The sequence below is a fragment of the Tatumella sp. JGM118 genome, assembly GCF_018257515.1.
Lineage (GTDB): Bacteria > Pseudomonadota > Gammaproteobacteria > Enterobacterales > Enterobacteriaceae > Tatumella > Tatumella terrea.
This window is the reverse complement of record NZ_JAERJR010000022.1, coordinates 36,231-46,930: the sequence shown is the minus strand read 5'-3', so window position 1 is coordinate 46,930 and position 10,700 is coordinate 36,231. Positions and strand designations below refer to the sequence as shown.

8 protein-coding genes and 1 tRNA gene are annotated in these 10,700 nt (G+C 50.3%); 2 read left to right on the top strand and 7 right to left on the bottom strand.

Annotated features, from left to right (window positions below; translation table 11 throughout):
- Nucleotides 1-168: 168 nt before the first annotated feature.
- Nucleotides 169-245, top strand: a tRNA-Asp gene (locus JK223_RS15005).
- Between the two features lie 1,376 nt (nucleotides 246-1,621).
- On the opposite strand, the gene JK223_RS15000 is transcribed toward JK223_RS15005, so the two are convergent.
- The 5 genes from JK223_RS15000 to tauA all read right to left on the bottom strand — a co-directional run bounded on the left by JK223_RS15000 (nucleotide 1,622) and on the right by tauA (nucleotide 7,019).
- Nucleotides 1,622-3,100, bottom strand: a complete 1,479-nt coding sequence (locus JK223_RS15000; RefSeq protein ID WP_212714955.1) for a sugar porter family MFS transporter — start codon at nucleotides 3,098-3,100, stop codon at nucleotides 1,622-1,624.
- Between the two features lie 476 nt (nucleotides 3,101-3,576).
- Complete coding sequence (gene tauD, locus JK223_RS14995; protein ID WP_212714954.1) at nucleotides 3,577-4,419, bottom strand: taurine dioxygenase; 843 nt, start codon at nucleotides 4,417-4,419, stop codon at nucleotides 3,577-3,579.
- The gene (locus JK223_RS14990; RefSeq protein WP_212714953.1) at nucleotides 4,406-5,251 is read right to left on the bottom strand and encodes an ABC transporter permease subunit; all 846 of its coding nucleotides are present in this window, start codon (nucleotides 5,249-5,251) and stop codon (nucleotides 4,406-4,408) included. Before JK223_RS14990 ends, tauD begins: the two co-directional genes overlap by 14 nt.
- A complete protein-coding gene (locus JK223_RS14985) occupies nucleotides 5,232-6,023 on the bottom strand; it encodes a taurine ABC transporter ATP-binding protein (RefSeq protein WP_212714952.1) in 792 nt (263 codons plus the stop codon). Before JK223_RS14985 ends, JK223_RS14990 begins: the two co-directional genes overlap by 20 nt.
- Before the next feature lie 12 nt (nucleotides 6,024-6,035).
- Nucleotides 6,036-7,019, bottom strand: coding sequence for a taurine ABC transporter substrate-binding protein (gene tauA / locus JK223_RS14980; protein WP_212714951.1), 984 nt, complete (start codon nucleotides 7,017-7,019; stop codon nucleotides 6,036-6,038).
- Between the two features lie 483 nt (nucleotides 7,020-7,502).
- On the opposite strand from tauA, the gene JK223_RS14975 reads away from it, so the two are divergent.
- Complete coding sequence (locus JK223_RS14975; RefSeq protein ID WP_212714963.1) at nucleotides 7,503-8,288, top strand: endonuclease/exonuclease/phosphatase family protein; 786 nt, start codon at nucleotides 7,503-7,505, stop codon at nucleotides 8,286-8,288.
- 181 nt (nucleotides 8,289-8,469) lie between these two features.
- On the opposite strand, the gene mltD is transcribed toward JK223_RS14975, so the two are convergent.
- Together mltD and gloB are read right to left on the bottom strand one after the other, a co-directional pair.
- Nucleotides 8,470-9,852 carry a murein transglycosylase D gene (gene mltD, locus JK223_RS14970; RefSeq protein WP_212714950.1) on the bottom strand — a complete coding sequence of 461 codons (1,383 nt, stop codon included), beginning with the start codon at nucleotides 9,850-9,852 and terminating at the stop codon, nucleotides 8,470-8,472.
- A gap of 76 nt (nucleotides 9,853-9,928) precedes the next feature.
- Nucleotides 9,929-10,684 (bottom strand): hydroxyacylglutathione hydrolase, encoded by a 756-nt coding sequence (gloB, locus tag JK223_RS14965; protein WP_212714962.1) that lies wholly within the window; start codon nucleotides 10,682-10,684, stop codon nucleotides 9,929-9,931.
- Nucleotides 10,685-10,700 lie beyond the last annotated feature (16 nt).

The window sequence follows — 10,700 nt, the reverse complement described above, 5'->3', positions numbered from 1 at the left end:
CAGAAGTGAAACGCCGTAGCGCCGATGGTAGTGTGGGGTCTCCCCATGCGAGAGTAGGGAACTGCCAGGCATCCAATTAAGACTGTAATAACAGTCGTGACTTTTACCGTGACGGGTAAAAGGTGAAATACCTGAGTTCAGAAACTCTGAATTCAGTACAGAATCGGTGGAGCGGTAGTTCAGTTGGTTAGAATACCTGCCTGTCACGCAGGGGGTCGCGGGTTCGAGTCCCGTCCGTTCCGCCACACTTTTAAGGCCATGTTATTTATTAACATGGCCTTTTTTCTTATCTGTATTTTCCAATCCTCTGCCCCGTAGTTCCTTATCCGCTGAATTTTCTGGCAGGTACCCCCTCAGTTATATGGGCAGAATAGAGTCATGATCACCAGTCTTATCCTGTCCTGAATTTCCATTATCCCGCAAAAATTAGCCGCCCATCCTGCAATTCCGGAGTGTCGGTTGCTCAGATCTTCTCTCGCCGATCACAGGTTTAGTGCCTGCACTCGAAATCAATTATTTCCGCGTGGCCCTGAAAAGATCCTGCTGTATAGCAGGATTCACCTGCCGCGCGTGGAGATCCTTCATAATAAATCACCTGCATCAGTCAATAGAGAGAGTTTGTCCGGCTGAAGGTACCGGCGGGCATCTGATATTTGGTGGCATCGTTACGCTTGCAAAGGTTGTCCGGGGAGAATCCTTAGGAAGCGGGAGATGCAGGTGTTGTCCGTATAGGATAATCAGCATATACCCCGATGAGTAGCCGGAATCAATTGACGACTGGCCGCCCATTGGATTCCTCACAATACATCACCTGCATCAGTCAATAGAGAGGGTCTGTCTGGCTGAAGGTACCGTCAGGGTTATCTGATATTTAGTGGCATCGTTACGCTGGCAAAGGTTGTCCGGGGGAGAATCCTTAGGAAGCGGGGAATCCCGGTGTTGTCCGCATAGGATAATCAGCATATACCCTGATGGATAGCCGGAATCGTTTGACGACTGGCCCCCCGACGATATCCGCCTTCATTGGACTCCTCACAATACATCCCCTGCATCAGTTAATAGAGAGGGGCTGTCCGGCTGAAGGTACCGGCAGGGGCATCTGATATTTGGTGGCATCATTCATGCAGGCAAAGGTTGTCCGGGGGAGAATCCTTAGGAAGCGGGGTATGCCGGTGTTTTCCGCATAGGATAATCAGCATATACCCCGATGGGTAGCCGGAATCAATTGACGGCTGGCCGTCCGACGATACCCGCCCTGACTGAATTCTACACAATACATCACCTGCATCAGTCAATAGAGAGGGGCTGTCCGGCTGAAGGTACCGGCAGGGTTATCCGATATCCGCTGGCATCGTTACGCTGGCAAAGGTTGTCCGGGGGAGAATCCTTAGGAAGCGGGAGATGCGGGTGTTGTCCGCATAGGATAATCAGCATATATCCCGATGGGTAACCGGAATCGTTTGACGGCTGGCTGGCCGACGATACCCGCCCTGGTTGCTATTGATATCCTGAGAGAAATTATCTCTGTCAGTCGGCAATCCGCGCGAGGAGTATAATTCAACGATTTTAGGCTGAGGATCTGCCCCCGGGCCGGTTGCCCGGGAGCAGAAATGGCGGAAGTTTAGGTCCCTTTATGCGGCTTTTTAGGGTAAAACTTCCCTTCTTTCAGCGATACTTCGATCTCTTCCAGTGAACGACCTTTGGTTTCCGGAACGATGAAGTAGATAAAAAGAAATCCCAGCAGATTCAGCAGGGCATAAAACCACATAGCACCACCAATCCCTAGCAAATTGACCAGTGAAAGTGCGGTACCTGTCAGTAACAGGTTTGACCCCCAGAGTATGGCAGCATGCAGACTGGTCGCTTTCTCCCTGATCCCCATCGGATACACTTCAGACCCGATCAGCCAGCCTATGACCTGTATACCGCCTGAATTAAAGATCATAAATGCAAACAGGCAGATGACAATCAGCCAGCTATACTGGCCGCCATGACTGTTCATCACAAACACACCGCCTAACAGCAGCAGGCTAATGATTGCGCCAGGCATCATCCATAACGTCAGTGTACGGCGGCCGATACGATCCACTAATAACTTACCGGTGATGGTGAGCAGGAGATAGATGACGGCAACCCCGAGCGCAGAATGCAGAGCGGTTCCGCGGCTGAATCCTGCATCGGTCAGAAAGGTCGGCGTATAGTAAATCATCATCTCTATCCCTGAGAGCTGGGTAAAAGCAGCGACTCCCAGACCTGCGAGCAGCGCCGGACGCAGCCAGGGCTGCTTAAGATCCTTCCAGCTCGCCACTGATTTCCGTTCTGCTTTATCGTGCACTTTTTGGATATTTCTTAATTCATGCCGGACTTCACGGTCTGTTTCCCTGACCATATTTAACGCGATACGGGCTTCTTTGATACGCTTCTGGCCAACCAGCCAGCGTGGGCTTTCCGGCAGGGGCAGCATACCCAATAGCAGGATCAGTGCGGGGATAGCCGCGACGGAAAACATAATCCGCCAGGACCAGATATCCTGCAGGAATGCACCGACGAGTCCCGCGGTCAGTATCCCGGCACCAATAGAAATATTAAAAAAGGTCACAAGGCGGCCGCGTTTTTCCGGAGGAGCCAGTTCGGCAATATACACCGGAACAATCTGCGAGGCTCCGCCCACAGCAAAGCCGAGAACAATACGGGCAATGGCTAAACTAATGGCTGAGCCTGAAAGGCCTGAGGCGATAACGCCAATGGCAAAGATAGCGGCAACGGTCATCACGGTATAGCGCCGGCCAATAAGTCCGGAGAGCTTACCGCAGACAAGTGCTCCGATGACTGCACCCACCAGAATGGCACTGGTTACCCATTCCTGAGCATGACTGGAAAGTGAGAAGTCATGGGTTATTTGCAGTAATGCACCGGAAATAATCCCGGTATCATAGCCATAGAGAAAGCCGGCGATAGCCGCAATACCCGACGCGGTAAGCAGAAAAGCACTCGCACTGAGAAATGAGGTAGTCACTTCATCAGAAGGTGTTGCCGGTGTAATATCTGAAGTCTGTTTTTCTGAGGTGGTCTTTGTATCCTGAGGCGATGGTTGAGTCATAATTACCTTATTTATTGTTGATTATTATGAGAATTAACCTGGCAATAATTAAAGTGATGAACACAGGCTGGGAATCATTTAGGTATTCATTGGGAAAGGGAAGTCCGGGAAGCCTCCTTATATAAAAATAAAATCACAGGTTATAAACCTATAACAGCAGATCAGGGTATTGTCATTTTTTTATGACAAGCATCACATTTATTATAAAATTTCAGATGATTAGTCTGATTAAATTGATTATATCGATAGATAAAACTGGTTTTCCGGGGGCGTGATATTTTGGTGTTCAGTCGGGTAAACAATAACAAGTCTGCCGGTTACCGGGCCTCTATCCCCGGGGAATGAATTCTGACAACGACCGGAATAACTTCAGTAAAATAATAGGGATATTTGACGTGTGCTGAATATGGCCGGATGAATATTACTGGCAAATCCGGGACTGAAAAAATTGATGCTATTCTTCAGCCCCTGACCATTTAATTTAAAGGCCCCGCCGGACGATCGCCGAGGATGGTCGCCCGATGCATTACCCGGCGCTGAGGCCGGTAATCATCACAGGCATAATGTTGTGTTATCCGGTTATCCCAGATAACCAGGTCATCTTTTTGCCAGTGCCAGCGAACACAAAACTCAGGCCGTGTGCTCTGAGTAAATAAAAAATCTAACAGCGCGCGGCTTTCCTGAGCCTCCAGTTCGACGATTTTCCGGGTAAAGCCTGCGGAGACAAACAGGCCTTTTCTGCCTGTTTCAGGATGTACCCGGATCACCGGATGGATCACCGGCGGATGATCACGGCTGGCCTGAGCAAAACGTGCCGCATCTTCAGGCGTTGCCGCAAACCGGCTGGCAGGAAATGACAGGCTGATATCATGCTCAGCATGAAGCGGTTCGAGTAACGCCTGTAGCGGGGCTGACAGAGCATCATATGCGGCACTGCAACTGGCCCACAGCGTATCACCACCAAAGGCGGGCACCTGCCGTGCGCTGAGTACAGAAGCCATTGGCGGAGTTTCAATAAAGGTGACATCTGTATGCCAGAGTGCATTATCACGTAAATCATTCAGGTCAGTGTCCAGAACCATGATTTCAGGTTGTTCCCGGGTGGCCGGATAGATGGGATGGATATGCAGATCACCAAAATTATACGCCAGTTGGCATTGCTGCTGCGGCGTTACCGGCTGCTGACGAAAGAAGAGTACCTGATGCCGGTTCAATAACGCTCTCAGCTCACGGACTTCCCCGGGCTGGAGGGGCTGGCATAAATTGATGCCTGAAACTTCCGCGCCAAGGGCACTTGCAATACGTTTAACCTCTGGCATCTTGTACACTCCAGCTGACAAAGCGTTTCTGTAATTGGCGTAAGCCGAATTCAATGATCAACGCGATCGCGGCAATCAGAATAATTCCGGCTACCACGATTTCCGTAGAAAGATACTGGGCCGCTGACTCCACCATAAAGCCTAAACCACGGTTGGCCGCAATCAGCTCTGCGGCGACCAGTGTTGACCAGCCGACCCCGAGTGCGATCCTCAATCCGGTCAAAAGATCGGGCAGGATCGCGGGTAAAATCACTAACCGGATCACCTGCGTATTAGTTGCCCCCAGGCAACGGACGACCTGAATCCGGTTCTGATCCACGCGACGCACAGCTTCAGAAGCGGAGATAACCAGCGGGGCAAAAATTGACAGGTAAATCAGCAGGATTTTTGAAACTTCTCCGATACCGAACCAGATAACGATCAGGGGCAGATACGCCAGTGGCGGAATAGGGCGATAAAAATCGAGGAAAGGATCCACAACGGCTTTGGTAATTTTGTTAAGTCCCATCAGGATACCCAGCGGAACCGCGGTGATCACCGCAAAAAACAGTGCCGTCACTATCCGGAACAGACTGGCTTCGATGTGCTGACCCAGCGTCATATCCAGATACCCCTGATGCCATAAGGTATCAAAGGCCCGCACAAGCTGCGGGAGTGTCGGGAAAAATAACGGGTTAAGCCATCCGGCATAAGGGGCAATCCACCAGAACAGACCGACGATAGCGAGGCTCATCCATGAAATGAGATAGGGGTGATCCGACAGTCTGATGCCGGCGTTTTTTTTCCTGATCACAACAGGTGTGGTCAACTGATCAACGGCCCGGTGAGTCATCGTCTTCCTCCAGTAACAGCTCAAGTATTTTCTGGCGTTGCTCCGCGAACAGCGGGTCAGTTTTTAATGATTTCACTTTTTCTTCCTGACCGAAGCGCCGTGAAAATTCCGGTGAAAAGCGGCCAATGATATCCAGCGGGGGGCCTTTGAGGACATATAAAGAACTTGCCAGTAACAGGCCTTCATCGACGCTGTGGGTAATTAACAAAATACCGACGCCGGTTTCTTTCCATATTTGCAGCAGCAAACGTTGCATCTTTTCGCGGGTCAGCGCATCGAGAGCACCGAAGGGTTCATCCAGCAGAATGAATTCCGGCTGTATGGCCAGTACCCGTGCAAGTCCCAGTCGCTGACGTTGTCCGCCGGAAAGTTCATGGATAGCGTGCTGTGCATAATCAGCCAGGCCGACCAGTCGCAGATAATGCTGTGCCTGTTGCCGCCTTTCGGCTTTACTGACACCCCGGATACGCAGCCCGAGGGCGACATTATCAATGGCATTCAGCCAGGGCATCAGCGCATCGTCCTGAAAAACGACGGCCCGCTGTCCTGAAGGTGCAGTGAGGCGCTGTCCGTCCAGTGTTATTTCTCCGTGATCAGGGGCTTTGAAGCCTGCAAGAATATTAAGAATGGTCGATTTACCGCAGCCGGAAGATCCGAGCAGGACGGTTATCTTTCCCTGTTCGAGGGTTAATGAAAAATCTTCGATGATTGGCCGGAAGGTACGTCCCTTCGGATACCCCAGGCTGATATTCTGTGCAGTTAACCGGCTCATAGCTCCCCCCTGTTAGCGAGATTCGGGAATATACTGACTGCTGACATACGGACTGTAGTCAGGAAGCACCCCGGAGATACGTTTCTGCTGATACAGGAACTGAGCGGTTTCTGCGGTCGCCTTTACCGTACCGCCGCCAAGGAATTCAGGGCTCACCTGTTCACTGGCATCCGGGTAACGGTTACCAGAGATCAGGGCGGGGACATCCGCAGCATTAACGCCTACCAGTCGTGCCGTCGCCGCCGCATTCGCCGACCCGGCATTCCATTTTTCCGGATGCTGACGGTAGTCATCGAAACTTGCCAGTGAGACAGCCGCGAATTTCTTCAGGACTTCCGGGTGTTTTTCGGCAAAATCTTTGCGGGCAACCCAGACTTCAAATGTCGGATGTCCCCACTTACCCACCTGAGCCGCATCGGTCAGCACCGTCCCTGTTTTTTCAATTTCACTTAATGCCGGTGACCAGACAAACGCCCCGTCTATATCGCCGCGCTTCCAGGCTGCGGCAATTTCCAGCGGCTGAAGATTGACGATATTGACCTGTTTTTCGGAAAGCCCCCAATGCTGAAGAGCACCCAGCAGACTAAAATGTGATGTGGAAACGAAAGGGGTGGCGATAGTTTTGCCTTTCAGGTCGGCAAAGCTCCGGATGCCACTGCCATTGCGGACAACCAGTGCTTCGGATGACTGAATCTGATCGGCGACCAGAAACGCCACAATCGGGGCTCCGCGTGATGCGGCTGCAGCGAAGGGGCTGGACCCTAAATCACCGATTTGTATCGCGCCCGATACCAGCGCCGCTACCACGCCCGGACCACTGTCAAAACGTCTCCATTCCAGAGGCTGGCCGATTTCTTTCTGGTAAGTGCCCGCTGCCTGGGGAACTTTAGAAGGATCAACCCCGGTCTGATAGCCGATGACAATATTTTCGGCTTGCGCAGATAATGACAGTACTAACGCACTGAGAGCGAAAGTATATTTTACTGTTTTATTCATCCTGGTTCCCCTTATAAAAGCCTGATGCTAAGTCGGAAACCACTGGCGGAGAAATAACAAAACAGTCATTGTTAGTCACTTTAGATATAACCAAAATAGTACTTTTATAGAAAAGTTTATATCAAAAACAAATATAAGCCGGGAACAATAGGTTACGATTTTATTAACGGTAATTTTACTCAGTGATCTACCGATGTTCGTTGCTTCCGCCACAGTGAACCGCTTATTTCATCGTAAATTTGTCAGAGGCTGGCGTGATATCCGCCGATTATCCGGGGGGAATAACCCGATCACTCAGACGTCAGGGCAGGAAGAATGTCGACATCTGCCACGTTTTTGCGGCGAAAAGAGGGGGCTGAGTATCGGAAATGATTAACTGTAAAAAGAGTTAAAAAGAACTGAAGATACCGAATGTCGCTGTCTTCAACTGACGAAGAGTATTATTATGGAGAGATGATGTCTCCCGGAGCAAAAGAGAAGAGGGTGCGAAAAAAAACCTACGCAATGCGTTATGTGGCAGGACAGCCTGCAGAGAGGGTTTTTCCTCCTGAACTGCGCCTTCCCGCGTCCCATACCTTACCTGGCGGAACGGAGTTACCTGATTACAGCACCTTAAAAGTTCTGGTCTGGAATATTTTCAAACAGCAAAGAGCTGACTGGCGTTCAGTCCTGCAGGGGTTTGGTAAAGGCAGCCATCTGGTGTTATTACAGGAAGCTCAGACGACACCTGAACTGGTTTCATTCGCCACCCGGCATTATATTGCTGCAGACCAGGTGCCGGCCTTTGTTCTTCCTCAGCACCCCTCCGGCGTAATGACATTGTCTTCCTCTCCGGCGATTTATTGCTGCCCTCTGAGAGAACGAGAGCCGCTTCTGCGGCTGGCAAAGTCAGCACTGGTGACTGTTTACCCGATGCCTGACAGCCGGTTTTTACTGGTGGTGAATATTCATGCGGTTAACTTTAGTCTCGGAATTGATGTTTATCGCAAACAACTTGAGGCTATCGGTGAGCATATCCGTCACCATAACGGACCGGTACTGATGGCTGGTGATTTTAATGCCTGGAGCCGTCAGCGTATCCATGTGCTGTATCAGTTTATGCGTCAGCAACGGTTACGGGAAGTGTTGTTTCCGCAGGATCACCGGCGCAAAGCGTTCGGACGCCCGCTGGATTTTATTTTCTACCGTAATATGGAAGTGAAGCAGGCCAGCGTGCTGGAGACCACAGCCTCCGATCACAACCCGTTACTGGCGGAGTTTTCATTCTGAATCCGTGGCAATCTCTCTTTAGCCACCAGTCCATAACCGCCGCCTGCATACACAAACGCCTGATGAGGCTCATCAGGCGTTTACTGTCAGCAAACTGTCGACCCATTATCAGGACTTATCACAAGCGCATAAAAAAAGGGCTGCCCCTCAAGGTCAGCCCTTTTTTATCTGCGGTGCACTATCAGCTATTGTTTACAAACAGCGTCAATTTATCACCGGGCCGGATTGACCGCTCATCAGATAAAAGCGCATTCCAGCGCATAACATCTTTGATGTTAACACCGTGTCTCGCAGCGATGCTGGAAAGAGAATCACCCTTACGAACCTGGTAGGTGATGCTGTTTCCATTATCCGCCAGTTGACTGACTGTGCCCGTAGTCCGTGGGCTCAGTTTCAGTATCTGGCCGGCTTTTAGCCCGGCAGTGCGCAGATTATTGAACGATCTCAATGCCGCTACGCTAAGGCCATTTTTTGCTGCTACACCCGACAGGGTGTCTCCACGACGCACTTTATAACTGCCAGATGTGGTCGGGGCATTACTGGCCATCAGTTCAGGCTGTATCGCCTGAATATCCGAGGCAGCCAGCGAGTTTTTCAGCTGCTCCACATGGGACTTCGGTACCATGATGTACTGCGGGCCCTGCGGGGCAGTGGTTCCCTGCTTATAACCGGCATTGAAACTTTTCAGCGTTGAAACAGAAATCCCGGCCATTTCAGCGGCCTGCGTCAGCCGGATTTGCTGGCCAACTTCGACCCGGGCAAGGGCCCGGTTTTCGTTCGCCTGCGGTAACCTGACGCCGTAGCGTTTGCTGTTCTTCAGTATCTCGCTTAATGCCAGCATCTTAGGGATATAAACCGCGGTCTCTTTCGGCAGAGATAAATGCCAGAAATCCGTCGGCTTCCCGCGAGCTTTATTCTGTTTAATGGCTTTCAGAACGGTCCCTTCACCGCTGTTATAAGCAGCAACGGTCAGTAACCAGTCTCCGTTAAACATCTTGTTCAGACGTTGCAACATATCCAGCGCGACGCGGGTAGAGGCAACCACATCTCTGCGCCCGTCATACCACTGGTTTTGTTTCAGTCCGTAATTTTTCCCCGTGCTTCCTACAATCTGCCAGAGCCCTGCAGCATTGGAAGATGATGAAGTTGCATGCGGGTTAAAAGCGCTCTCCACTATGGGTAGCAGTACCAGTTCCATCGGCATTTTGCGTTTCTGTATTTGCCCGACTATCCAGTACATATACGGTTCAGCCCGTAAAGTTACATCGTGGAGATAGCTCTTGTTACTCAGATATTTACTTCTTTGTTCACGGACCCGGGAGTTATCCGGGATCCCCATCGTCAGCTCGTCACTAATGGTCGTCCAGAGATTGCTGTTTTGTGCGACGTTAGTTCCATCATCCTGCCATCGCGGCGACAACATTCTTTCTCCGTACTGCCCATTTTCTCCCTGACTAGCTGAAGACAGACTCTGTGCATGCTGAACGGGTATATCTGCATCTTTCCCTGATGCCTGACATCCTGCCAGCAAGACTGAGGCGAAAAGTATCGCTTTAGCCTTCATGTATATGTCATCGTTGGTAGTAGATTAAAAGTCGAGCAATGATACGGTACAGAGCCACACAAAACAATCAAAAAAATTAAAAGCTGTCTTTCTTACGCCGCAATGCCTCAAAAACCTGCCAGGACTCCGGTAAATTTAAGTCAGGTAATATATTTCTTTGTAAATCAATGTCATGCGTTTTCAAAAAAACATTGATCTCCCGTTCTTTTTCGAGAACTGACGGAAGAGTTATCTGATTTTTGTCACGTAACTGCTTAATTTTATGGTAATAAGAGAGGATGTGCGGGTTTTGTGGCAGTACGGCCCGGGCAAACGCCATGTTTGATAAAGTATATTCATGTGCACAGCAAATCAGAGTGTCTGCAGGGAGCTGATTAAGTCTATGAAATGACTCATCCATTTGCTTTGCAGTTCCTTCAAATAACCTTCCGCATCCGCCTGAAAACAAAGTATCTCCACAGAAAAGATAAGGATTACTGTAGTAAGAGACGTGTCCCAGGGTGTGTCCGGGGGTGGCGATGACAGTGAATTCAATGCCGGAAATTGTGATGACCGTACCGTCTTTAACTTCCTGTGTCGTACCTTTATTCAGGGTTTCGGCAGGGCCGTAGACCGGTAATCCGGGCCATTTCGCCGTGAGCTCTTTCACACCATCCACATGGTCACCGTGATGATGGGTCAGTAAAATGGCCACCGGCTGCCAGTGGTTTGCTGCTATAGTGTCATTCACCGGTCTGGCTTCTCCGGGGTCAACTATAATGCATTCGTCCTGATCATTATTAAGCACCCAGATGTAGTTATCCTGCAGTGCCGGAATACTGGTAAGATTCAAAGGGCGACTAGCCATA

What these genes read in the sequence shown, in the direction of transcription:
- JK223_RS15000 (WP_212714955.1), bottom strand. Translation starts at nt 3,100, where the DNA reads ATGACTCAACCATCGCCTCAGGATACAAAGACCACCTCAGAAAAACAG.
- JK223_RS14985 (WP_212714952.1), bottom strand. Translation starts at nt 6,023, where the DNA reads ATGAGCCGGTTAACTGCACAGAATATCAGCCTGGGGTATCCGAAGGGA.
- JK223_RS14990 (WP_212714953.1), bottom strand. Translation starts at nt 5,251, where the DNA reads ATGACTCACCGGGCCGTTGATCAGTTGACCACACCTGTTGTGATCAGG.
- tauA (WP_212714951.1), bottom strand. Translation starts at nt 7,019, where the DNA reads ATGAATAAAACAGTAAAATATACTTTCGCTCTCAGTGCGTTAGTACTG.
- mltD (WP_212714950.1), bottom strand. Translation starts at nt 9,852, where the DNA reads ATGAAGGCTAAAGCGATACTTTTCGCCTCAGTCTTGCTGGCAGGATGT.
- tauD (WP_212714954.1), bottom strand. Translation starts at nt 4,419, where the DNA reads ATGCCAGAGGTTAAACGTATTGCAAGTGCCCTTGGCGCGGAAGTTTCA.